Consider the following 25,368-nt stretch of genomic DNA (forward strand, 5'->3'; position numbering starts at 1 on the left):
CTTCTACCTTTTACTCGCCTTTAAACCCTGCAACACCATTTCTACCACATAGTTAAACTGTTCTTCTGTCAATGATGGAAACATGGGAAGACTAATACAATTTTTATAATAGTTTTCAGCATGTGGAAGGTCTCCTTCTTTCCATCCCAAGTTTTGATAGTATGGCATCAAATGAGTAGGAAAATAATGAATTTGAGCAAAAATGTTATTTGCTTTTAAATAATTATACAAATGCAATCTTTCTTCCACTTCAATGACATAAAGATGATAAGCATGACCCATTACAGTCCCCGATTTTCTCTTTATTCCTGAAATATTTTCAAAAGCTTTGGTATATTTTTGGGCTATTTTTCTTCGAATTTCTAGACCTTTTTCTGCCCTTGATAACTGACCTAATCCCAAAGCCGCTTGAAAATCTGTCAGCCGATAATTATACCCCAATTCTTGCATTTCCATATACCAATTTGGATAAGCAGATTCTCCCCCTGCTAATTGAATTGAATTGGTAAACAGTGCTTCATTCTTTACAATACCATGAGTTCTTAATTGAAGCAATTTTTGATACAATACTTCATCATTGGTCGTTATCATTCCTCCCTCTCCGCAAGCAATATGTTTCACCGGATGAAAAGAGAAAATAGACAGTTCTGCCAAATTTCCATTTCCACAATTTTGTTGAATTCCTTTTGAATCAATAAAGTATCCGCCAGGTGAATGACATGCATCTTCAATAATCCAACAATTAAACTCATCTGCCAACGCTCTAAAAGCTTCTAAATCGACAGCTCTGCCTGAAAAATCAACTGGAATAATACCTTGGTATGTTCCCTTGGGAGATGCTTCCAATATCTTCCTGACACTTTCTAAATCCAATAAATACGTTTCTGGATCAATGTCAGCAAACACCACTTCACCATCACAGTAGCGAATGCAATTGGCTGATGCAGCGAAGGTAATAGGGGTTGTTATTATTTTCTGGCCCTTTTTCACTCCTAAAGCCATGGCTGATAAATGTAAAGCGGCCGTTCCATTAGACACGGCAACAGCATATTTACATCCTAAATAGGAAGCCATGGCCCTTTCAAATTCAATAATTTTGGGGCCTTGGGTTAAATAATCTGATTTTAAAACATCAACTACTAATTGAATATCTTCTTCAGTAATATGCTGTTTTCCATAGGGTATTGGTATCATTCTACTGGTTTAAAGTTAGGATCAACGAATTCTTTAATTTTTAAACGCATGGAATCAACTGTTTCCCATTCAGTATTGGTTTCTGAATTATATTTAAATCCTTTTTTCACTTCCCAACCTTTGAAATGATCGAGGTATATATTCTTATCAGCATTTGAAGTTAGAATAGCATAATACTTGTCGAATTCGATGGTATTATACGAATCACTTTCAGTAATCATTTCTTCGTGTAATTTTTCTCCCGGTCTAATTCCAATCTCATCAATTTTTGCATTGGGAGCAATGGCTTTAGCTACCGTTTCAATGGTATAGGAAGGGATTTTGGGTACAAAAATTTCGCCTCCAATGGCATTTTCAATTGCCCACAAAACCATATCTACACCATCTTCCAGTGATATATTAAATCGGGTCATTTCCTTATGGGTAATTGGCAATATGCCTTCTTTCGCTCTTTCAAAAAAGAAAGGAATAACTGAACCTCTAGACCCCATTACATTCCCATAACGGACTACTGAAAAACGGATATCATGATGACCTCTAATATTATTAGCCGCTATAAATAATTTATCAGATACTAATTTGGTGGCTCCATATAAATTAATTGGAGCAGCTGCCTTATCAGTAGAAAGGGCTACAACTACGCGAACATTGGTTGATAAAGCGGCATCTATTACATTCTGTGCTCCACCAATATTAGTTTTAATACACTCATCGGGATTATATTCAGCTGCTGGCACTTGCTTTAAGGCTGCTGCATGAATGATGATGTCTATACCTTCACATGCTCGTTTAAATCTTGCCCCATCTCGTACATCTCCAATAAAATACCTGATTTGAGGATACTTGCTTCCAGAGAACACTTGAGCCATTTCATATTGTTTCAACTCATCCCTTGAATAGATTACCAATCTTTTAACCTGTGGATATCTTTCGAGAATTACTTTAGTAAACATTTTTCCGAATGAACCTGTACCCCCAGTAATTAAAATTGACTTATTGTTTAACATAATTTTTCAAGGATTAATTATAAAAAGTATTTATTTAATAATCGTTATTGCATTTATTTAAATGACCCTATATTCGATACAGGTCTACCAATTCAACTAATTAGGCCCTTTTTACTAAAGACACCATATTCAACATTTGACCCTTGAAATTTGATGAAGTAAAAAATAAGACTAGAAATGAAATCATCAACATGGCCGAAGCATAAGCACCAACTATCATTAAATTCCATTTAGATTTTTCCATTGGGAGAAATCCTGACAATAGATAATAAGAAATCAATAAAACCAAAATAGGCAATAGTATTGGCTTAATGTAATTTTCTAGAAATTGAATCAAGGACAAATTAAAAAATTTAATGAGTACAAATGCATAGATAGATGCATTAATACTGAATGCCAAAAATTTGAAAAATGCGAATGAATTTAATCCAAATGTAGAATAAGTAATAACGATTCCGGACCAATAGACAATTGGTAGTAGGGCGTTGACAACGTACATCATTTTTACCCTTTCCTGTGCCATTAAAAGTAATGATCCAGGATATGAGATAAACGCAAATATATTACAAGCGATTAAAAATTTAGCGGGAATAATGGATGCAACATATTGAGTTCCTACCCAGCTTAATATCAAAGAAGGCGAAATTAAAATAAGGGTAATGATTGGCAAAATAATGATTGGCGCAGTAACCTTGCTAATAGTAAAACAAAGCTCTTTTAATCCTTCTTGATCATTTGTTCCAATAAAATGGTTAAACCTAACACTAAATGGCCCAAACATAGAACCCAATATTGATCTAAAAAATGACATTATGGTTAGACCAATGGCAAATAATGCTACCTCTTTTGCTCCAATCCACTTTCCAATAGCTGTTGGGTCCAATTCATAATACAAGATCCAAGATGCCAATGAAAATAAACTTGTTAATGCCAATCCCTTGGTTTTATTAAAAATAGCTGGATTAAACTTAATGGAGGAAAAAAGTTGAAAGATATCGTATTTAAATCTTTTTTTAGCAATAATCAATACACTTAAAATGGCTAGAAAATTAAGAATTTGCGTAAATAGAAAATATCCAACTATGTTGTAATGATCCGCTCTGAAGAAATAAAGTACCGAAATTATTTTGCCTAGATTTGCCAAAATATTTATTCTTTGAACAATGTAATCTTCCAATCTTACGGCAAAAATCATCTGTGACATTCTTTGCAACATGGTAACTGGAGTAAAAATGGCTAAAATAAATAACAACTGAGATGCTATTATTAATTCACTTTCAGTAGCCAGTTTTTTAATCATCAAGTTTGGATTAAAGCTCAAATAAAAGAAGACCAATGACATTAATACCAATAAAACGATTAAAATGAAGTTGGTAAAGCCAATGATCCTCATTTCTTCACCCCTATCTCCTTTAGCAAAATATTCCGATGCATACTTTTGACCTGCACTGACAAATCCAAGGTCAGCATAAACAAGAAAAGAAGATATGGATATACAGACTGTATAAATTCCGTAAACTGCAGGATTGGAAGTTAAATAGGGTATTACGATGAACATCGAAATGAAGTTAAGCCCTATTGAAATAAACTGCCAAAGGTAGATTTTAAAGTAGTTTTTGGAAAAATTATCCTTCAAAGCTTAATTTTTTTATAAAACACAAGTTTGAATTCCCTTGCTTATTGATTTATTCACTATAACCTCGAATCCACTAATCCTCTATTTAAAAAAGATTTAATGTCAAAAATGACACTTTTGGTATCCGCTTTAAGCATTTGATAGTCTAGATTTAAAAATTCATTGTGGGATACAGCCAAAACTATGGCATTATAACTTCCAAGTTCCGAGGTAATTCGAAGCCCATACTCCTTTTCTACTTCCTGCGCATCGGCATGCGGATCATATACATCTACTTCCAATCCAAATTGCTTTAGTTCTTTATAGATGTCAATCACTTTTGAATTTCTAATATCTGGACAATTTTCTTTAAAAGTTATTCCCAAAACCAGCGCCTTCGCCCCTTTGATTACACTTCCTTTTTGTATCATCAATTTGACCACTTTGTTGGCCACAAACATCCCCATGTTATCATTCACCCTCCTTCCTGAAAGAATCACTTGAGGATGATATCCTAATGATTCTGCCTTATGTGCCAAATAATAGGGATCTACACCGATGCAATGTCCTCCAACCAAACCTGGTTTATATTTAAGAAAATTCCATTTCGTTCCTGCTGCCTCTAACACATCATGCGTGTCTATTCCCATTCGATCAAATATCAAGGCCAATTCATTGACGAATGAGATATTCACATCCCTTTGGGCATTTTCTATCGCCTTACTGGCTTCTGCTACCTTTAAACTTGGAGCCTTGTGCGTACCCGCTAAAATGACACTTTTATATAACTGATCCACTACTTCAGCAATCTCTGGAGTTGAGCCAGAAGTTACTTTCATAATTTTAGTTAGGGTATTGACCTTATCGCCTGGGTTAATTCTCTCTGGAGAATACCCACAATAAAAATCATGGTTAAACTTCAACCCTGAAATTTTTTCTAAGACAGGAACACAATCTTCCTCTGTGCAGCCTGGATATACGGTGCTTTCATAAATCACTATATCTCCCTTTTTTAAAATGCTTCCCAACATTTCAGAGGCCAACAATAATGGCTTTAAATCAGGGGCATTGAACTGGTCGATAGGGGTAGGTACCGTGACAATAAAAACATTGTAATGACTTAAATCTTCCTTGTTGGATGAAAACTTCAAATTTACTGAAGACTTAATTTCCTCTTCATTAGACTCTAATGTCCTATCTATTCCATTGGCCAATTCTTTTACCCTTTGGGTGTTGATATCAAAGCCTAATACGGAATAAATTTTTCCAAATTCGACAGCCAATGGCAATCCCACATAACCCAAACCAATAACTGCTATTTTCTTATCTGTTAAATGCATTTGAATCTAATTTAATAAATGAAAATACGGTCCATTAAAATTGTCCAAGAAAGCATGTTGTTCCCGGCTGGCATAAACCGCTACTCGTATTTTTTTTTGGGGGATAAGTCCCTCGGCCTTCTGAATTAATTGGTATAAATAGTCTTTATCCACATCACCAATCAACACTAAATCTACAAAAGGAGAATCTTTTCCTTCCGCTAAATCTCCCGTCAGATATACCTTTTCTACGTTTCCTAATTTGTCAATTACTTGTTCAATGATTTGATCCAAACCCACAAATTGCATGATAATTCCTCGTAGGGAGCTGAACATCGGGTGCGCCGTATTGACGGCATAATGCTTCACCTTGGTATTGTCTGGATCTACCTGAACTTTAATCAGGTGCATCTCATTCAGCTTATTCAATTCCAAACGGACCGTATTACTACTCACCCCTAACTCCCTTTCTAGACCACGTAAGTATACCTTACTTGCTGGATTAAGCAGGAGTTTGGTCAATAGCTTGACACGTATTTTACCAGAAAAGATGGAATCTAATTGCAAAGAAAAAGAGATGGCTTACTATGGCTTCGCCCACCTGACTCACATATTGTGTGAGCAGACTGATACAAAATTGAGTAACAAAAATAAACTTTTTCATTTAAAGAGGGAAATATTATTTATTATCTGGCACTTTATTTCCGAGGAATCCCTCATAGGCTTCAAATTGCCTATATTTGTATCAAAAATTAGACCATGAAGCGAATATTTGATTTACTTTTAGCCCTCGTTTTAAGCCTAATTCTTATAATTCCTGCCATTTTTATCGCTATTTTGGTGAAATTCACCTCCCCTGGACCTATTATCTATTGGTCTACCCGCATGGGTAAAAATAATGTCCCTTTCCCCATGCCCAAGTTCAGGACCATGTTGACCAATACCCCTGTAGTGGCTACGCACTTACTGAGCAACCCTGATCAATTTCTGACACCCATTGGTTCCTTTCTAAGAAAATCGAGTTTAGATGAAATCCCCCAGTTGTGGTGCATCCTGAATGGCGACATGTCGTTTGTGGGCCCACGTCCTTCGCTTCCTAGTCAGGCAGATTTAAATACTGCCAGAACTCAAGCTTCGGTACATACTTTAGTGCCAGGACTTACCGGCTGGGCTCAAGTCAATGGCCGCGATGAAATTCCTAATGAACAAAAAGTGGCATTCGATGCTGAATACCTCCAAAAGCAATCCTTTCTTTTTGATCTAAAAATCATGTGTTTAACTGCTTGGAAGGTGGTGAAGCGAGATGGGGTGGCACATTGATTAATGTAGAATTAAGAATGTAGAATTAAAAATGAAGGATTTTGTATTATAAAATCAAGCAATTGATAATCAATTATTTTAATTATTTAATCTGGGGATAATTATAGAGATTTAATGATTAAAAACCAGTTTAATAAATTCCTGATTGAATCATCCTCCTATTCTTCCATTCTAAGCCTTATTTAAAAAACAGTCATACTATTTTGTACCTCTACAAGCCGACCCTTTATGTTGCCTAAAAAGAAATGGACGCTGTTGCCTCCTCCCGAAAATGAAGCATTACAACAGCTATCTCATGAATTAAGTACCGTTAAAAATCCTTATTTCTTACAATTACTTTTATCCAGAGGAATACAAAACTTTGAACAAGCCAAAGCTTTCATGCTCCCTGAAATAGCTTCCATCCATGATCCTTTTTTGATGAAAGATATGGACAAAGCCGTAGAACGGCTTGGCCTAGCCTTGGAGACTGGTGAGAAAATATTGATTTATGGTGATTATGATGTGGATGGGACTACCTCTGTAGCGCTGGTTTATGGATATCTAAGTGAGATTCTTGGGGCGGATTGCGACTATTACATTCCCGACCGTTATACCGAAGGCTATGGAGTTTCTCAAGCTGGTGTTCAATATGCCAAAGACAATGACTATAGCTTAATTATTTCTTTAGACTGCGGCATCAAAGCCCACGAGAGAGTCGCTTGGTGTAATGAGCACGGCATCGATTTCATAGTATGTGATCACCACTTACCAGATGAGGTTCTTCCAAATGCCTTGGCTGTTTTAGATCCTAAACGAAAAGATTGTACCTATCCTTTTAAAGAATTGACAGGTTGTGGCGTAGGTTTCAAACTCTTACAGGCATTTATAGAAGCTAATTTTTTAGAACCTGAACCGCTCTGGGAACGAATCGATTTACTGGCGTGTAGTATAGCTGCCGACATGGTTCCTATCATTGGAGAAAATCGAATATTGACCTATTTTGGTTTGGAGAAACTAAGTAAAAACCCTTCTCCTGGATTAGCCTACTTACTTCAACATGCAGGAAGGACCGCTCCAATTCAAGTTACAGATATTGTATTCTCCATCTCTCCGGTCATCAATGCCGCTGGTAGAATGGATCATGCGCATGGTGCTGTTAAATTACTATTGGCTTCTGACACGCTCGAAGCTAGTCAATTAGCCGAGGCGGTTTTGAAACAGAACCAAAGTCGGAAGGAAGTAGAAAAAGAAATTGTTCAACAGGCCTTAGAAATCTTCCAACAAGATGCATTTTTACCAACAGCCTTTTCTACGGTACTTTTTCATGCTTCCTGGCACAAAGGTGTAGTGGGCATTGTGGCAAGTAAAATACAGGAACACTATTATCGTCCAACCATCATTCTCACTGAATCGAATGGCCATTTAGTTGGTTCCGCTCGTTCTGTCAAAGGCTTTGACATTCACGCTGCACTAGAATCTTGTGTGGATTTATTGGTTCAGTTTGGAGGACATACCCATGCAGCAGGCTTACATCTCAAACCAGAAGATTTACCAGCCTTTATTCAGCGGTTCGACGAGTTAGTCAAAATAGGTCTAACAGAAAATCCACCTCAAGCCGAATTATTAGTTGATATGGAAATTCCACTTTCTGCCCTCAATTTAGCTTTTCACGACAAATTATTAATTCGACTTTCTCCTTTCGGACCGGGAAATATGATTCCACTTTTTCAAAGTAATCAACTTTTCCAAACGGCTCCACCCACCATATTGAAAGAGGCGCATCTGAAATTATTTGTCCAAGACAAGCCTGAAAACCCAGCCATGGAGGTTATCGCCTTTAACCTTCGTGCCGACTTCTACGAAGGCTTAATGGATGCATATCTGAATCAGAAGCCCATTTCATTGGTCTATCACCTAGAAGTGAATGAGTTTAGAGGAAACCGTAAGCTGCAATTGAGGGCGTTGGATATGGCATAACGGTGGCTTCGAGGGCCTCAGCCACCATAGAATCAATATCAAATTTACAATAATGGTGACTTCGAGAACCTCAGTTACCTGAATAACAATTTTCACTCTTCAATAAAGGTGGCTTCGGGGGCCTCAGCCACCATAGAATCAATATCAACTTTACAATAACGGTGACTTCGAGAACCTCAGTCACCTTCTTCTATTGATTTATATAATAGAAGAATCATGCTGGGTTTGAGAAACTCAGCCCCCTAAATAACAATTTTCACTCCGCAATAACGGTGACTTCGAGAACCTCAGTCACCTGAATAACAATTTTCACTCTTCAATAAAGGTGGCTTCGAGGGCCTCAGACACCATAGAATCAATATCAAATTTACAATAATGGTGACTTCGAGAACCTCAGTCACCTGAATAGCAATTTTCACTCCGCAATAACGGTGACTTCGAGAACCTCAGTCACCTGAATAACAATTTTCACTCTTCAATAAAGGTCGCTTCGGGGGCCTCAGCCACCTTCTTTTATTGATTTATAATAGAAGAATCATGCTGGATTTGAGAAATTCAGCCTTCTAAATAACAATTTTCACTCCGCAATAACGGTGACTTCGAGAACCTCAGTCACCTTCTTCTATTGATTTATATAATGGAAGAATCATGTTGGGTTTGAGAAACTCAGCCTTCTAAATAACAATTTTCACTCCGCAATAACGGTGACTTCGAGAACCTCAGTCACCTTCTTCCATTGATTTATATAATGGAAGAATCATGTTGGATTTGAGAAATTCAGTCACCGTATAATAACCATCTAGCAAACTAGCAAGGTGGCTGAGGCTCTCGAAGCCACCGTATAATAACCATTTAGCAAACTAATAAGGTGGCTGAGGTTCTCGAAGCCACCGTATAATAACCATTTAGCAAACTAGCAAGGTGGCTGAGGCTCTCGAAGCCACCGTATAATAACCATTTAGCAAACTAATAAGGTGGCTGAGGCTCTCGAAGCCACCGTATAATAACCATTTAGCAAACTAATAAGGTGGCTGAGGTTCTCGAAGCCACCGTATAATAACCATTTAGCAAACTAATAAGGTGGCTGAGGCTCTCGAAGCCACCGTATAATAACCATTTAGCAAACTAATAAGGTGGCTGAGGCTCTCGAAGCCACCGACTGGGAGCTGATGTTTGTCATTTTTAATTCTTTCAGCTTCTCTTAGTTTTGAACCAAAGGATTTAGCTTATGGAAAGAAAAACAATCATTTGGTTCAGTAGAATCTCCTTGTTTATCATCTACTTTTGGTTCGGTGCGCTAAAAGTAGCAGGGATTTCTCCAGCAGAAAAATTAGTAGAACATTTGTATGAGGCTACCTTGCATCAGGCATTAGGCTTAGATACTTTCTCTTTTTATTTCGGATTTATTGAGTGTGCTTTAGGTCTAATTTGGCTATTTCCAGCATTTACATCTTGGGCATTTTACGCTTTGATATTGCACCTTATCACGACTTTTCTTCCGACTGTCTTTCTCCCAAATGATACTTGGCAATTCATATTTACTCCTACTTTGGTAGGACAATACATCATTAAAAACCTAGCACTATTATCTACTGCTTGGTTTATTCGTGAGGCACATACGGTGACTTCGAATACCTCAGCCACCGTCTAATAACCATGTTGGTAGAATTCAAAGTTGGATTATTCATTTAAAGCCAATGCTATTGTTGAAAGGCACAGCTATTATACGGTGACTGAGGTTACTCGAAGTCACCGTTATTGAGGAATTGATAGATATTCAAAGGTGGCTTCGAGAACCTCAGCCACCGTAAAATATATCAATCATCATCTTGGTCTTTTTTCTTAACAGGAAAGATAAAGGCAGCCCGCTTTGGCCCAGGAAATGGAATATTTCCTTTCAATCCATGCCATAACACTCGATTAAACGCTACATCGTTATTAGCATCTTCCTTTTCAAAATTGAATAATTCTGATTGCCTTTGCCACTGATTCTGAACCACATTTTTCTCCAATAAGTTAATTTGAAGAACGATGGCTTTAAAGTCAAAGGGCTTAGCCACTGAATCAAAGCTTCTCCACATAGGCATAGCCGCAGCATCATACTGCGTCATGGGAGGTAATCCTAAAATCAATTCCATGGTACGTAACATGGAACTTGTTGTATACATGGTATGATCCACAAAATTCCTTTTGACAAATCCTCCTGCCACATAGGCTGTACTCCGATGTGCATCTACGTGATCTGCACCGTTTTGAGCATCATCCTCCAAAATAAAGACCGCAGTTTCATTCCAAATAGGGCTTTTTGCTAATGTTTCGATCAATTGCCCAACTGCTAAATCATTGTCGGCCACGTGTGCATAGGGTGTTGGCTTCCCAATGCGCAACCCTTCTGTATGGTCATTTCCCATGCGCAATGAATTAAATCGAGGGACACGATTCTCTTTAACCATCTGTTCAAATTCCTTCTTCCAAATTGCCAAGCGTGTTGTATCCTGAATAGCCAAATTATAACTTGGAAATGTCGGATGAAAATGATTATTCAATATGGGAATATTAGCCTTTCCATTGGACACAAATTCCCCATAGGTTCTAAATGAAACCCCATATCGGTTACATTGATCCCAGATGTATCCATTCTTATTTTGAGATACACTACGCTCTGCCTCTCCATAAATTCCTCCTCCACGTCCACCGTAGCTAGTAGGCCAACTTTTCTCCATATAATCTGTGGCATATGCTCCCATGGTCCAATGGTGGCCATCTGCACTCACTTCAGCATCCACATAAAAATTATCTAATAGCACAAATGACTCGGCAATCGCGTGTTGATTGGGGGTATATTTCTTTCCAAAAAGCAATAATGTCGTATCTCCATTGCCCCCTTTTACATCAGCCAAAACTTGATCATAGGTTCTATTTTCCTTAATCACATAAAACACGTATTTAATGGGAGATATTTGCCCCGCCTTCATAGGAATTGGAAAACCAGGAGCTTGCTTATCAGCCACATCAGATTTCTCAGGTTGATAGGCTGAGTTTTGATATACCGCCTTCGTATAAACTGGCAAATCTTGAGACTTAGGCCTAGGAATAACACTCATTGTTCCTTTAAACATGGAGCCTATATATTGTACTTCCTTGGGAGCATTGGAATCTCCTGCATGTAAATTCACTTCTTCTCCTTTTCTAATTGGCCTAGGACCATAAGGATTAGCCATGGAAGTATTCCCTTTTCCATTGATAACCCAAATTTGATTTTGAATCACTTTGACATTACTGGGATACCAACCAACAGGGATAAAACCTTTAGCTAGACTTTTTCCAGGGATATTAACATCAAATACAGCAAGGCAATTATTATCCGCATTGGCAATGTACAAATAGTTACTTTTAGGGTCTATGGCCAGTCCATTGGTGGTAGATCCAGCTGGAGAATTGGGATATAAAGCTACATCCAAGGTTTCAATCACCTTCTGCGATTTCAAATCAATCACCGAAACACTATTGTCATTGGCATTACAAACCATCAATGTTTTACCATTTGGATGGAGCACCATTTCGTTGGGGTTATCTCCAACTTCGATGGACTTCTTCCATAAGTTCGCCTTTAAATCAAATACCAAAACTTGATTACATCCCCAGCAAGAAATATATAGTTCATTATTAGAAGGACTTAACAAACACATGTATGCTTCTCCATCTAGGCCAAATTGTTGAAGTACTTGATTATTTTTAGGATCAACTATATACAGACTGCGATTATCTCGCGTCACTACATATAATCTTTGACGTACATCATCAAAGGCTAAACCCGATGGAGCAATTCGGTTGGGCCAAGCATCTCCCAACTTGATTTCCCCCTTTAAGCTCAATTTACCAGCATTTATTCCTAAACGAAGAATCTTATTATCATGACCTCCTGAAACAAATAATTGTGAATCATCCGAATTAAATGCTAAACCATACCATGCTTTGGCCACCGTCATGGAATCAACCACCTGTTGCTTAGCAATATCAATGAGATAAACACTGTGCTTACTTTGCCCATTATTTGTCACCGCAGCCCATTTTTTGGAATGACTAATGACCATATTGAGGGGCAAATCTCCTAATGGAAACGATTTACCTGCTGGACTCAATTTCCACCCATTGGGTAAAGAAACGGTTGTACCTATATGTTGGGCATAAGTGAAAAAAGAAAAGCACAACATGCTCAATAATAAACATAGCTTTTTCATGGTTGTATGAGGTTTATATTAGCAAGTTAAGGGAAGTCCTTAGTAATACAAATATGCGCAAGTAAACAGTTTGTTAAATACCCTTACACACCTCTAAATCAAGCTATAAGCTTATTCTCACAAAGACCCCTGTATTCAACTTTTCAGCTTTGAAAGGTCCATAATAATCGAAGTTCATACCAATACCATAGGTAAATTTCTGGCGACTAATACCCGCCCGAAATGTATACCCACTGCGGGCATGAATTCCTCCATCCAATACTTGATTATACAACAATTGACCTCTTGTATATAGTCGGGTTTTAGGATTCAAGGAAGGCTTGAATTCCACCAAACTCACTACTTCCATATTGGTGGTAGGTAAAAGACAAATATTGGGAGATACTAAAAGCAACCACGTGGGGTTTGCTTTGAAATACTGGACACCTACCAAGGGTACTAATCCGAGTTTAAAATGCCACTGTGCTCCAGCACTAGCTTTGAAATTATTACCCAATTCGTAGTTAATCGTATTCACTACGACAATTTCTGTTTCTTCGTTTTTGTTATGGTAATCTACCGCCCCATTGGTCACATTAAAAAAAGAGAATTTCCCTTTTGCATCAATGGATTTATTAAGAATCAATTGAAAATTCATTCGGTTATTTCCAAACATCACTTCAACAGGAGTGGGTGCTGGAGGAGGTGCTGATTGCTGAGATAATAAAGTAGTACTTCCAAATAGTAAAATACTCCCTAGCAATAAAAGGCCATTTTTCATGGCGACAAATATAGAAAGGAAAATTTAGCAGAAAACTATATTCTTCTCTGTGTCATACATAAAGCGACAAAATCCCTAATTCCTCAGGATGAAATCGCAACTGCTAATTAAAAAACATCTCATCGACCAAAAACAAGGCACGCTTATCTTTAGAGGGATGCCAACCTGGGATTTTCTCCAGCGGCTTAGCCACTATTTTGATGTATTTAACGGTTGAAGGCTTAAATCTAGTCCCAATCAAAGGAAGGGTATGTGGGAAATTTTCCTTGGGAATGGCTGGCTTAAACTTAGCCATCAGTTTCCATTGATTTTCAATGGTGGCTCCCCAAACTTCCACGGATTCAGGAGGGAATATCCCCGTTTGAGTTTCTACCATGATTCTAAGCTCAACGGATGAAAGCGTAATGGCCTGCTTAAACATGGTCACTAAGACCAAATCATTATTCCTAACTCCCGCCCAATTATTAGCCCATGCTGGACTATTGGCATTGAAGGACCCTAGCCTACCATCAAAAAAAGTCTTGGCTCCCGCAGCTTGATGTACCCGATTGAGTGGCGTCAATAGAACTGCACTATCAGGTCTGAAATGTCCTCGATAAAAATCGAAGATAGCCTCTTCACTTCCAATCCATCCTGGTTTAAAGGCTCTAGCCCGAATAGAAGTATTTTGATTTAACCGCAAATTTCCTGCAAAAATGGAAGATTTAGCACTATCAGGAATACTGCCATCTGTAGTATAACGAATCTCAACCCCTTTAATAGGATGCCCTAATTGAGCATCAATATACTCATCAAATATGGTCGATGGATTCTTTACCTGAGGTGGGTTTAATTTCAAAGGATTGCTTCCATCATCTTGAAAACCTCCAACTACTTGAATTCCCTTTAATTGCTTTTGGAGGATTTGAATATCTTCTCGACTCAATCCCGCATCCCAAACATATACCTTTTTTAGGTTAGGTATGGCTTTCAAGGCAGAAGCCAATCCAGCTGCTTTAAGTTTCGTTCCTGAAATCGACAAAACCATTAATTCTTTCATGCCCGCCAACTCTTTCAAACCAACCTCCGAGATGTCTGTAAAATTCAAATTCAACGTATGCAGGTGTTCAAAGATTTTTACAAAAGCTAGATCGGCATTTTGAACAGGCATCTTTGCCAAACTTAAGGTGACAATTTGTTGCTTAATCTCCTTCAATTCCTCTAGCTTAGGGGCTTTGTATTGCGCTTTATTAAAGAAATTCACCGATAAGGCCGGCGAGTCTTTAGCAAAAAGCATAATCGTTCTATACTCATTTGATAGTTTTTGAATCGTCTTTTCATCCGCTTCTTGGAAATCAAATTCTTCCTCTTTGGGACCAGAAGACGCTAATAGTTTAGTAGATAATATTCGTAAGGAATCCGTGGAAGCTAAATCCACAACTTTCTTGGTAAACGAAGCTTTTTCTTTCACCCACCAGCTTAGTAATTGCAACTCATCATCACTTAACTGAGGTTTCCCAATAGGCGGCATGTGTTTTTTGTCATCAATGGATAAATGAGCACGCTGGATTAGCAAACTTAACTCGGGTTTTCCTGCCACAAACAATGGCCCCGTTTTACCTCCTTTGGCTATGGACTTAGCATCTGTCAATAAAAGCTCTCCCTTTATTTTATCTGGATTATGACATGCCACACATTTCTTTTCTAAAATGGGTTGTACTAAGTCTTGAAATACAACTGCCTCCTCTAAAGGTACTGTTTGACTTTTCATCAATGGCTCCAATACAAAGTTGCCGCCATGTGTCAGATTCCCTCCAAAATGTCCTACCAATACTAACATCAATGCCATGGATATCGACATGCATTTGGCCCAAGTAACCTGGTACCAACTCCTACTACGAATCCAATAAATCAGTGAAGCAAATAAATAAGTCCCAACTCCCAACCAACGATGCCAAAACAAATTTCCACCACCGTAGCCAGGTTCTTTGGCTAAAAAAATACCCATCATGACGGTAATACCCGAGCTCAATGCTCCTACCAAAATCAGCAATTGGGTTATCTGAAGATAGGTTTTATTCTCCTGTAGGCTAGCTTGAAAACGGAAAAATTCCATGAACATCGCCAACAATAACAAAACAATGGGGAAATGCAGAAGTAGCGTATGAAGTCGGCCGAAAGGCTGCAAAAACAAAGGTATTTTTAACTCACTTTCAAAAACCAGTAAAAAGCCTACAAAGAAAAAAGAGGCTAATAATACTTGTTCTAATATACCGGTAAGCTTACTATTCTTCATATAAAGCACTTAACTAATGATATCTCGAACCACCTTTCCTGATACATCAGTTAAACGGAACCTTCGACCCATATGTTTATAGACTAATTTTTCGTGATCTAAACCCAATTGATTTAAGACTGTAGCTTGGAAATCATGCACATGAACTGGATTTTTCTGAACATTATAGCCCAATTCATCCGTTTCTCCATACACCATACCTGGTTTAATACCTCCTCCGGCCATCCAAATACTAAAGCAGCGCGGGTGATGATCTCTTCCATAATTATCGATGGTCAATTTCCCTTGACTATAACATGTACGACCAAACTCCCCTCCCCAAATCACTAAGGTTTCATCCAATAATCCGCGTTGTTTTAAGTCGGTAATCAATGCAGCAGATGCTTGATCTGTATCTTTTGCCTGACTTTGTATCTCAAATGGTAAATTCCCATGTTGGTCCCAACCTTGGTGATACAATTGCACAAATCGAACACCATTTTCAGAAAGCTTTCTAGCCAATAAACAGTTGGCAGCAAAAGTCCCGGGGACTAAACAATCAGGACCATATAATTTGATGATATCATCTGACTCTTTCGATAAATCCATGACCTCAGGCACGGCAGTTTGCATGCGGTAGGCCATTTCATACTGCTTCACCTTAGCTGAAATCTCTGGATCTCCGAATTCCTGATAGGACAAATCATTGAGCTCCGCCAAATGATCCAGCATCTCTCTTCTCTCCTTGCGATCCATTCCTTCAGGATCTCTCAAGTACAAAACAGGATCTTCTCCTTTACTAAATTGAACCCCTTGATGAATGGAATCTAAAAAACCATTTGACCATAATTTGGAATATACCCCCTGACCATTTCCGATTCCACGAGAAAGTAAAACTGTAAAATCAGGTAAATTCTTATTCTCATTTCCCAATCCATAGCTCAACCAAGATCCCATACTCGGGCGATTACCTTGCTGTGAACCTGTCTGGAAAAACGTTAAAGCTGGGTCATGATTAATTGCCTCCGTGTACATCGATCGAATGATGCAAATATCATCCACAATCTTAGAAGTATAAGGCATAATATCACTTATCCATGCCCCAGATTGTCCGTATTGCTTGAAATTAGTAAAAGACGGTGCCAAAGGAAATGTAGCCTGATTGGCCGTCATGCCCGTCAAACGCTGCGTACCTCGTACAGATGCTGGAAGATCCAAGCCCATCATATCACAGAGTTTAGGCTTGTAATCAAATGTCTCTAATTGGGAAGGCGCGCCGTTCTGAAATAGATAAATAACCCGTTTTGCCTTAGGAGCAAAATGAGGAATCCCCGGGGTAAATTCAGTACCATCTTGGTCTCCTCCATTCAATAAACTTGGAACCAATAATGAGCCCAAGGCCACACTTCCTAGCCCTAAACTCATCGTCGATAAGAATCTTCTACGATTAAAACTTAGCCCGTGTTCCAATATTTCTTTTTCTAACATCAGCTTAGGTTCTAGTAATGGTTTCCTCTAAATTATAAATGGTATTGACCACACGCATCAATGCCGCTAATAGTTGCTTATCTACTTGATTGGGTATAGGATATTCCCCAACAGCCAACAATTTATTAGCTTGTTTTAAATTGATTTTCTTCAATTCTTTACTGTAATATGCCGTCAAAATATTCATCTCTTTCTCGGTAGGCCTCCGACAAACAATCATCCGGAAAGCCTTGTTGATTTTATCAGAAACCTGATTATTTTCTTGCAATAATTTGGCAGCCAAAACCCGAGACGCCTCCAAAACTGTTGGGTCGTTCATCATCACCAAAGCCTGCAATGGAGTATTGGTTTTCAATCTTCTCACCTCACAAACATCTCGATTACTCGCATCAAAAATACTCATGGTCGGAGGAGGTACCGTTCTTTTGATTAAAGTATACATTCCTCGGCGATACAAACTAGCTCCATGATCTTGCACATACATGGATAATAATCCACGACCTGAAGTAGCTCCTTCCCATAATCCAGGAGGTTGGTACGGTTTCACACTCGGACCACCAACCATTGGTACTAATAATCCACTACTAGATAAAACCACGTCCCGAACAAATTCAGCGTTTATTCGTGAACGTGAAGAACGAGACAAGTAGGTATTTTCAGGGTCTTTAGCCAATTTCTCAGGACTCATTTTGGCCGATTGGCGATAAGTTGCCGACATCACCATTTGTTTCACTAATCGTTTTATATTCCAGCCGTGCTCCATGAAATCAACCGCTAGCCAATCCAATAATGCTGGATTAGTAGGCAATTCCCCCTGCATACCGAAATCCCCAGTAGTTTTCACAATCCCTTTTCCAAAAAACTCTTGCCACATCTGATTCACAAATACGCGAGAAGTCAGTGGGTTTTTGCGATCAAAAAGCCATTTGCTAAGGCCTAATCTATTCTTGGGAAGATTTTTAGCAAAAGGCAAAATAACACTAGGCATAGCTGGCTGAACCACCTCACCAGGCGCATCATAATTTCCTCTTTTCAAGATGGTGCTCACACGTGCCGTATCCAAATCACTCATCACAGAGACAATAAGTCGAGATGTATCTTGTTTATTGATAAACTTCAAGATTCCCTTCACATCTTCATTGCTGATTTCCATCAAAGGCTTTTTAGCATAGGTTTCAGGACCGCCAATCACAGACTCAATTCCCACTTCTTTCACATTATTGAAAAATGCAAAAGTCTGATAATAGTCCTTTTGGGTGATCGGGTCATATTTATGATCATGACAACGAGCACATTCCATTGTGACACCTAAAAATGCTTTACCAAATAAATCACTCCGGTCTGCTACATAGCTGACCCGATATTCTTCTTGAATGACTCCTCCTTCTTCGGTGATTTTATGGTTACGATTAAAGCCTGTAGCCAATAATTGCTCTTTTGCTTGGGCTGGATTGGAAGTTGGCACTAAATCTCCTGCCAGCTGCCAAGTGACAAACTGACTATAAGGCATATTTTTGTTGAGCGCGTGAATGACCCAATCTCGCCAAGGCCATTGCGTTCTATATCCATCATCTTGATAGCCATGGGAGTCGGCATATCGAGCTAAGTCTAACCAATACACCGCCATTTTTTCACCATAACTAGGATTCTTCAACAGTTCATCCACCATTTTTTCGTAGGCTTTGGGTGAATTGTCTGCCAAAAAACGATCCATTTGGCTCAAACTCGGAGGTAAGCCATTTAAATCTAAAGCCACGCGTTTCAATAATCTTTCCTTATCAGCCTCCTCATTCGGACTTAAATCTTTCTGCTCCATTTTGTGAAGTACAAAGTAGTCTATCTCATTTTTTACCCAATCTTTCTGATCCACCTCAGGAAGGGTTGGCTTTTTAGGAGCCACAAAAGCCCAATGTTTTTCATATTTGGCTCCCTGCTTAATCCATTTTTCGATGAGGTCGATTTCTCGGGCAGATAACTTCAAATGTGAGGCTTTGGGCGGCATCATTTTCGTGGTATCATCCGTAGAAATACGAAGGAATACTTCGGATAATTCTGGCTTTCCGGGCACTAAGGCATAAGCGTTAGGATGTTCTTTTAATGCTTTAAATACGCTGACGGAATCATCTAAACGTAAGCCTGCCTCTCGCTTGTTAGCATCAGGTCCATGGCAGGCAGAGCACTTATCTGATAAGATTGGGCGTATATCAAAATTATAACTGACTAATTCAGGTATAGGTTCTTCCTGAACTTGGGAGGTATTTGAGGAACATGAATCCAAGCCCATAGCCAAACCAAGCACCAAACTATACGTTAACAGAACGTGGATCCCTTTCATTATGCTTTAATCAATAAATCTTTGACCACCTGACCTTTACCATCTGGCGTAGTATAGAAAGGTCTTTTCTCAATTTCATATTGTGTATCGGCTTTAATTCCTAATGCATGATACATGGTTTGATGAATACCCGCAATTTTTACAGGATTTTCAATGGTTTTGCACGGTCTTTCGTCAGCAGTTTTGCCATAAACGTGTCCACGCTTAATGCCTCCTCCAAACATAAGAATAGAACAACCATCTGTAAAGTGACGGTGCATCCCGTAAAATTTCATGTCATTCAGAATCTCCGGCTGATTGACTTGTTCTTTAACTGTTTGGTCAGGGCGACCTTCCACCATCATATCCCGACTAAACTCGGAAGCCACGATAACTAAGGTTCTGTCTAAGTGACCTGTTTTGTCCAAATCTTTGATCAATTGCGACACGGGACCATCGATTTGTTTTTTCATACCCACCATACGTGTATGGCCATTTTCATGAGTATCAAAACCAAAGAATGGCTCGTATTCGGTCGTTACAGAAATAAAACGAGCTCCCTGCTCCGTTAATCGACGGGCCAATAAACAACCTAGTCCAAAGCGTCCTGTATTGTAAATATCATAGCTTTCTTTTGGTTCAGAGCTTAAATTAAAGGCCTTGGATTCGGGTGAATTCAACAATATATAGGCTTGCTCCATAGAACGGCGAAGGGATTCTTTTTGATAATCACTACCAAAATCACCAAACGGACTCTTACTAATTAAATCATTGTATAGCTTATTTCTACCTTCAAATCGTTTCATATTCATCCCAACTGGGGGACGCACACTATCCAATCCTTGACTAGGATCTGGGATGAAAAAAGGGCCAAATTCATTTCCTAAAAAGCCTGCTGAGTGGAAAGCCTTTAATTCTTCTCCCTCACCGACTGTAAAACGCTGACCAATATCGATGAACGCAGGAATCACTGGGTTTTTAGGTCCTAATTCCTTGGCAATCCAAGCACCCATGTGAGGAGCCGCTACCGTTTGAGGAGGTTCATAACAAGTATGCCAATTATATTGATGGCGAGTATGCAAAATATGCCCCAAATCGGCAGCTACATAAGAACGGATTAAAGTCCCTTTGTCCATCACACTTCCGATTCCCTCCAATCCTTCTGAAAAATGAATTCCATCTAATTTGGTTGGCACCGACTTGAAGGTACTTAGTACTCGATTCCCTTCCATTCCTTTTTCATAAGGAGTATAGCGTTTCGGGTCAAAAGTCTCCGTATGGGCCATACCACCTGCCATCCACAACAAGATAACCGTATCAGCCGAGGCGGCCCTTTGGGCAATCGGATTATTGGAACCTGCGAGCAAACTTGCCATAGGCGAGTTCATTCCCATCGCCGCCAACGTGGCCATACTCGTATTCTGTAAAAATTCCCTTCTGTTATAATTCGTCTTCATATACAAAAATACACGATATTCTATTTCAAAACTTAGATAATCAATTGAAATTCAGGAAGTAATGTGATTGCCCACACAAAATCCTGTACTCCTTCTACACTGGGCTTTTTACCCAAGTACCGTATCGCTAATTCCATTTCACGTGAACTTGGGTTACGGCCCAAAGCTTGACGATACAGCGCGTTCACCAAGGCATCACTCGTGCTGTATTTGGCTACCCAAATCTTAGCCCCTGTATTCAAGGTATAATTGAATTTTACTCCATTGGTCAATTCCAATGCCTGTAATAAATTGGCTTGTGAAGTTCTACTGGTTGAAACCGTCTCACGATTAGGTCTCCCTAGTGCTGTTAAAAACGGATCATTTTTAACCAAGGCAGCCCGAGCAAAAGGAATATCTTTCTTGATGTCGGCTGGTAACATTTTCACTGCCAAGGCAGAATCCGAATATAAAGGGAAGAAAGACTGGCTCACCGCATCAGCAAATTGCTCGGCTGTTAATCGACGTTTCGTCATTCCTTTAAAGACATAATTAGATGCCGTTAACATAGATACTTCTTTGAAGCCAACCGTTGGTAATTGATAGGTTTTAGATGTCAAAATTTGAGACATTAATCGTTTCATATCTGACCCATTATTGGCAAAATCATAAGCCAAATAATCCAATAAATCTTGGCTCCAAGGCTCATTGTCCATGACATCTACTGGTTCAACGATACCACGTCCCATCAACTGTGCCCAAACCCGATTGACCAAAGTACGGTATAGTCGACCGTTTTTCTTTTGCACCAAAATATCTGCCAATTGAACCAAGCGATCAGCGGTGATGGGTGTTTCTTTAATTTTACCTAATGAATTATATAAGACACCACGGCCAGCCATACGGCCTGTTGGTAAATCACATTTATGAATTTCTAAGGTTTGATCCGCAAAAACATTGGCAAAGGCATAAGCGTCATCCAATTTCCAATCACTGATAAAACTATCATGGCAAGAAGCGCATTTTAAATTTAAGCCTAAGAATACCTGAGCCACATTCTGTGCGGCTTGCATCTCGGTGCTTTGACTCGAATTAATCGTTCCTCTCCACTTAATCCCTTTGATAAATCCTTCCGATTCCTTGTTAGGACTGATTAATTCTTTGACAAATTGGTCATAAGGTTTATTGTTTTTCAAAGAGCCATACAACCATTTAGAGATCCCAAATCGGCCGCCTGTGATATAACCTGTTCCAGTATAATCATTTCTCAACGCATCATTCCAAAAGCTAAACCAATGCTGGGCATAAGCCGAATTATCATTCAACAATGATTGTACTAACAACTCTCTTTTGTTGGCACGTTTATCCGAAATGAAGTTTTGGATGGCTTGTGGATTAGGTAATAAACCCTGCACATCCAAGTAAACTCGACGAATGTAGGTAGCATCATCCACGGGTTTTTTCCATGCAATCTTATTTTTCTTGAAATATTGATCTACAAATAAATCGATGGGTTGCTGTGCTTGGGCATTAGCCGTAGGGAGACTTGGTAAACGAGGCTCTAAAGCTGCTACTCGGTACAAACTTTTCTCTGGACCTGTAGGCCACGGTGCACCTTGTTTAATCCAAAATTCCAGTAAAGCAACATCTTCTTTGGTCAAACGCTTACCCTTGGTAGGCATGGCATCATCATGTCCTTCAGGTAATTTAACCCGACGAATCATATCACTTTTTTCAGGATATCCAGCCACTAAAATAGGCCCGTTTTCGCCCCCCTTAAATAGAAATTCTTTCTTATCAAGGCGAAGCTTCCCTTTGGTTTTGGTGGCATTATGGCAACTATAGCAATTATGGGCTAAGATGGTTCGAACTTTGATGTTCAATTCATCTACTTGATTCGTGTTTAAGATTTGTACTGCGGGACTTGCCACGGCATTTTCTCCTTCTTGAAAGGCAGCCGGAACTGGTCCTGTAGGTAAGTCATTAGAAACGGCCAAGTCCTTTTCTTTATCTTCAGGTAAAGCTAAAGGTCTTGTCGTATTCGGAGAATTAGGCCATGGGGCACCTTGTTTAATCCATGTTTCTAAAACTTCAATTTCTGCTTTTGTCAGACGCTTGCCTTTGGTTGGCATGGCATCATCATGACTAGCGGGTAATTTGATGCGATGAATGATATCGCTTTTTTCAGGATGGCCAATGACTAAGGCCTTTCCATTTTCTCCTCCTTTCAAGACGTATTTCAATTCGTCTAAACGGAGCTTCCCTTTTACTTTTTTGGTACCATGGCAGTTGGTACAGTGTTTGGTCAAAATACTTCTTGCCTCAATGGCTAAAGCTTCTTTTTGATCTACATTAATATCTCCTTGTAATTTTTTTACGTCAATTTTGGGTGCGACAGAAGTCGAATCTTTGGCCATTTCAGGATTCCAAACAGAGCTCAAGTAATCGTCACCATGTGTCAGCATAGCGCCATAGTGACCTGCAAAAGTTACTCCAAAAACGGAAAGCAATAATAAAGCTCGATAGGATTTGGTTTCGTCGGCTTTGAATGCCAACAAGGCCAAAGCTGCTAATACCAAGGTAGCAATACCAGACCATTGGTGCCAGGCTACCGTAGTACCTGCATAATCATCTTGGTTGGAAAGAATCAATCCAAAAGCTACGGCTAATAGGGCAGAGATACTCACTACCCAAAGCATTAAATGAATTGCTGGTTTAAATTGATGGGAGGATTGCTTCCATGAAATCGCTTCCAGCAGCAATACTACCCATAATAAACTTAAGGGGAAATGTACAATTAATGGGTGTAATCGACCTAAAAAGGCTATAAGTTCAGTACTATTTTGCACAGAAATGTTTGTTATAATAGGTTTAAATCTTTGTATTACCGAGGCACGGAGAGCAAGTCCGTGCACTCGGCAATTTTACAAAGATTAATCTAAATAAAAAATCCCTTAGTTATACCCTGGGTTTTGGGTTAATTTGTTATTAATCAAAATTTGAGGAGCAGGAATTGGTAAGTAATATTCAAAATCAGAATATACATAATCCAATGCATTAAAGGCGATTCCTCCTCTTGAAACAGTAGGATTTGCTTTCTCTCTAGCTCCATGCGCATTCATAAATGCTGTCAATTCAGATGGAGTCATGGTTCTTTGTAAATCAAACCAACGATGATTTTCAAAGGCCAATTCCACTCGACGCTCTTGCATAATAGCTGCGCGTAAACCTTCTTTTGATAAACCTGCCAAATCAGCTAAACCTGCTCTTTTACGAATGGCATTGACATAGCCTAATGCCTCTGCAGTTGGACCTGTGGATTCATTAATTGCCTCAGCTAACATCAATAACGCATCTGAATAACGTAATACAGGCCAGTTATTATCTGAACGACCAGAAATGGTATGCGGATAGGTGTATTTGTTTACATAAGGAATGCCCACAAAAGTTCCATTTAAAGTATAACCTGTTTTCAAAGAAATATCCTTACGTAAATCACCCGGCTCATAGGCATTAATCATATCACGTGTTGGAATATTTCTACCACTTGGAGTCGTGTTGGCATAACCCGTCACAGCTCCTTGAGATAAACGAGGTGCAAAAACGTACACAAAGTTACTTTGCTCACCTAAGTCATTACCTCCTTGATATTGAACTTCAAAAATAGACTCGGGTCCGTTTTTCTTCGCTGGATCAAAGTTGTCTTTGTAGTTAGCATTCAAAGAATAGCCTAAACTTAAAATATCCTTCAATGTGGTGCTTGCAGCGGCATAGTTCTTTCTAGTTAAATAGACTTTCCCTAACAAAGCTACGGCAGCGCCTTTTGTTACCTTTCCTTTTCCTGATGCAGGGTAAGTAGCAGGTAATAGCTTCACCGCGTCAGCTAAATCCGTTTCAATTTGCTTGTATACATCCGCCTGAGAAGAACGTACTAAATCAAATGACTCATTGGGATTAGTCAAAGTCTTCGTGGCCAATACAACATCTCCGAAATAACGAGTCAGATTGAAATAATGGTAAGCACGTAAGAATTTCAATTGTCCTTCAATGGCCGCCTTCGCAGTAGCTTCAACGGTGGAAGGTGCCAATTTCTCCAATGCATAATTGATATTGTACATCGTTGCGTAATGGTTGTTCCAAAGGGTGGAAATTTCTCCATTTCCTTGGTTCACTGTGGAGAATTCAAATGCCTCCCAACCTGCAGCACCACCACGATCCAATGGATTGAAGTCGAGCGTTGTATTGTCTGACATGAATTCCTGCTGAATATAGGCCGAGTTCGTAATCGTTTGTAATTGACCGTATATTCCATTCAAAGCCTGATTGAATTGAGTTTCATTTTGATAAAACAAATCTCGACCAATCCTCGTGGGATCTGTTGTCGTCAAAAAGTCTTCTTGACAAGAAAACTGAATGAAGCAAAAGGATAATAATATTGAAGCTGTTATTTTTTTCATTTCT

At 39.0% G+C, this 25,368-nt stretch carries 16 protein-coding genes; 3 read left to right on the forward strand and 13 right to left on the reverse strand.

Annotated elements, in window-relative coordinates; all coding sequences use genetic code 11:
• Positions 1-3: 3 nt before the first annotated feature.
• From pseC to EWU22_RS01180, 5 genes are all read right to left on the reverse strand, one after another.
• Positions 4-1,194: a UDP-4-amino-4,6-dideoxy-N-acetyl-beta-L-altrosamine transaminase gene (gene pseC, locus EWU22_RS01160; RefSeq protein ID WP_130924062.1), complete on the reverse strand. Its 1,191-nt coding sequence runs from the start codon at positions 1,192-1,194 to the stop codon at positions 4-6.
• Entirely contained in the window at positions 1,191-2,201 is a 1,011-nt protein-coding gene (pseB, locus tag EWU22_RS01165) for a UDP-N-acetylglucosamine 4,6-dehydratase (inverting) (protein WP_130924063.1), read from the reverse strand. Before pseB ends, pseC begins: the two co-directional genes overlap by 4 nt.
• Before the next feature lie 100 nt (positions 2,202-2,301).
• Positions 2,302-3,759, reverse strand: coding sequence for a lipopolysaccharide biosynthesis protein (locus EWU22_RS01170; protein ID WP_130924064.1), 1,458 nt, complete (start codon positions 3,757-3,759; stop codon positions 2,302-2,304).
• Positions 3,760-3,893: 134 nt separating this feature from the next.
• On the reverse strand, positions 3,894-5,156 hold the full coding sequence (locus EWU22_RS01175; RefSeq protein WP_130924065.1) for a nucleotide sugar dehydrogenase: 1,263 nt from the start codon (positions 5,154-5,156) through the stop codon (positions 3,894-3,896).
• Between the two features lie 6 nt (positions 5,157-5,162).
• Positions 5,163-5,702: an ArsR family transcriptional regulator gene (locus EWU22_RS01180; protein WP_130924066.1), complete on the reverse strand. Its 540-nt coding sequence runs from the start codon at positions 5,700-5,702 to the stop codon at positions 5,163-5,165.
• 192 nt (positions 5,703-5,894) lie between these two features.
• On the opposite strand from EWU22_RS01180, the gene EWU22_RS01185 reads away from it, so the two are divergent.
• The 3 genes from EWU22_RS01185 (at position 5,895) to EWU22_RS01195 (ending at position 10,065) form a co-directional block, all read left to right on the forward strand.
• A complete protein-coding gene (locus EWU22_RS01185; RefSeq protein WP_130924067.1) occupies positions 5,895-6,455 on the forward strand; it encodes a sugar transferase in 561 nt (186 codons plus the stop codon).
• A 228-nt stretch (positions 6,456-6,683) separates the two neighbouring features.
• Positions 6,684-8,414 carry a single-stranded-DNA-specific exonuclease RecJ gene (gene recJ, locus EWU22_RS01190; RefSeq protein ID WP_231962575.1) on the forward strand — a complete coding sequence of 577 codons (1,731 nt, stop codon included), beginning with the start codon at positions 6,684-6,686 and terminating at the stop codon, positions 8,412-8,414.
• A 1,228-nt stretch (positions 8,415-9,642) separates the two neighbouring features.
• Positions 9,643-10,065 (forward strand): hypothetical protein, encoded by a 423-nt coding sequence (locus tag EWU22_RS01195; protein WP_130924068.1) that lies wholly within the window; start codon positions 9,643-9,645, stop codon positions 10,063-10,065.
• 166 nt (positions 10,066-10,231) lie between these two features.
• Here the strand turns inward: EWU22_RS01195 and EWU22_RS01200 are convergent, their stop codons facing one another.
• From EWU22_RS01200 to EWU22_RS01235, 8 genes are all read right to left on the reverse strand, one after another.
• Positions 10,232-12,655 carry a bifunctional YncE family protein/alkaline phosphatase family protein gene (locus tag EWU22_RS01200; RefSeq protein WP_130924069.1) on the reverse strand — a complete coding sequence of 808 codons (2,424 nt, stop codon included), beginning with the start codon at positions 12,653-12,655 and terminating at the stop codon, positions 10,232-10,234.
• Positions 12,656-12,758: 103 nt separating this feature from the next.
• The gene (locus EWU22_RS01205) at positions 12,759-13,415 is read right to left on the reverse strand and encodes a hypothetical protein (RefSeq protein ID WP_130924070.1); all 657 of its coding nucleotides are present in this window, start codon (positions 13,413-13,415) and stop codon (positions 12,759-12,761) included.
• Positions 13,416-13,518: 103 nt separating this feature from the next.
• On the reverse strand, positions 13,519-15,690 hold the full coding sequence (locus EWU22_RS01210; protein ID WP_130924071.1) for a c-type cytochrome domain-containing protein: 2,172 nt from the start codon (positions 15,688-15,690) through the stop codon (positions 13,519-13,521).
• A 9-nt stretch (positions 15,691-15,699) separates the two neighbouring features.
• Complete coding sequence (locus tag EWU22_RS01215) at positions 15,700-17,157, reverse strand: DUF1501 domain-containing protein (protein WP_130924072.1); 1,458 nt, start codon at positions 17,155-17,157, stop codon at positions 15,700-15,702.
• Positions 17,158-17,161: 4 nt separating this feature from the next.
• Positions 17,162-19,492 (reverse strand): PSD1 and planctomycete cytochrome C domain-containing protein, encoded by a 2,331-nt coding sequence (locus EWU22_RS01220; protein ID WP_130924073.1) that lies wholly within the window; start codon positions 19,490-19,492, stop codon positions 17,162-17,164.
• Positions 19,492-20,928, reverse strand: coding sequence for a DUF1501 domain-containing protein (locus tag EWU22_RS01225; RefSeq protein WP_109324586.1), 1,437 nt, complete (start codon positions 20,926-20,928; stop codon positions 19,492-19,494). The genes EWU22_RS01220 and EWU22_RS01225 overlap by 1 nt, the downstream gene beginning before the upstream one ends.
• A 32-nt stretch (positions 20,929-20,960) precedes the next feature.
• Positions 20,961-23,756 (reverse strand): PSD1 and planctomycete cytochrome C domain-containing protein, encoded by a 2,796-nt coding sequence (locus EWU22_RS01230; RefSeq protein WP_161566767.1) that lies wholly within the window; start codon positions 23,754-23,756, stop codon positions 20,961-20,963.
• A gap of 105 nt (positions 23,757-23,861) precedes the next feature.
• Complete coding sequence (locus EWU22_RS01235; protein ID WP_130924074.1) at positions 23,862-25,364, reverse strand: RagB/SusD family nutrient uptake outer membrane protein; 1,503 nt, start codon at positions 25,362-25,364, stop codon at positions 23,862-23,864.
• Positions 25,365-25,368: the final 4 nt, after the last annotated feature.

This window comes from Aquirufa nivalisilvae (assembly GCF_004307455.1).
GTDB lineage: Bacteria > Bacteroidota > Bacteroidia > Cytophagales > Spirosomataceae > Aquirufa > Aquirufa nivalisilvae.

Bases quoted from the DNA above. Each gene is read 5' to 3' on its own strand.
- EWU22_RS01225 (WP_109324586.1), bottom strand. From the start codon at position 20,928: ATGAAGACGAATTATAACAGAAGGGAATTTTTACAGAATACGAGTATG.
- EWU22_RS01200 (WP_130924069.1), bottom strand. From the start codon at position 12,655: ATGAAAAAGCTATGTTTATTATTGAGCATGTTGTGCTTTTCTTTTTTC.
- pseB (WP_130924063.1), bottom strand. From the start codon at position 2,201: ATGTTAAACAATAAGTCAATTTTAATTACTGGGGGTACAGGTTCATTC.
- EWU22_RS01175 (WP_130924065.1), bottom strand. From the start codon at position 5,156: ATGCATTTAACAGATAAGAAAATAGCAGTTATTGGTTTGGGTTATGTG.
- EWU22_RS01195 (WP_130924068.1), top strand. From the start codon at position 9,643: ATGGAAAGAAAAACAATCATTTGGTTCAGTAGAATCTCCTTGTTTATC.
- EWU22_RS01205 (WP_130924070.1), bottom strand. From the start codon at position 13,415: ATGAAAAATGGCCTTTTATTGCTAGGGAGTATTTTACTATTTGGAAGT.
- EWU22_RS01210 (WP_130924071.1), bottom strand. From the start codon at position 15,690: ATGAAGAATAGTAAGCTTACCGGTATATTAGAACAAGTATTATTAGCC.
- EWU22_RS01170 (WP_130924064.1), bottom strand. From the start codon at position 3,759: ATGTTCATCGTAATACCCTATTTAACTTCCAATCCTGCAGTTTACGGA.
- pseC (WP_130924062.1), bottom strand. From the start codon at position 1,194: ATGATACCAATACCCTATGGAAAACAGCATATTACTGAAGAAGATATT.
- EWU22_RS01220 (WP_130924073.1), bottom strand. From the start codon at position 19,492: ATGAAAGGGATCCACGTTCTGTTAACGTATAGTTTGGTGCTTGGTTTG.
- recJ (WP_231962575.1), top strand. From the start codon at position 6,684: ATGTTGCCTAAAAAGAAATGGACGCTGTTGCCTCCTCCCGAAAATGAA.
- EWU22_RS01215 (WP_130924072.1), bottom strand. From the start codon at position 17,157: ATGTTAGAAAAAGAAATATTGGAACACGGGCTAAGTTTTAATCGTAGA.
- EWU22_RS01235 (WP_130924074.1), bottom strand. From the start codon at position 25,364: ATGAAAAAAATAACAGCTTCAATATTATTATCCTTTTGCTTCATTCAG.
- EWU22_RS01185 (WP_130924067.1), top strand. From the start codon at position 5,895: ATGAAGCGAATATTTGATTTACTTTTAGCCCTCGTTTTAAGCCTAATT.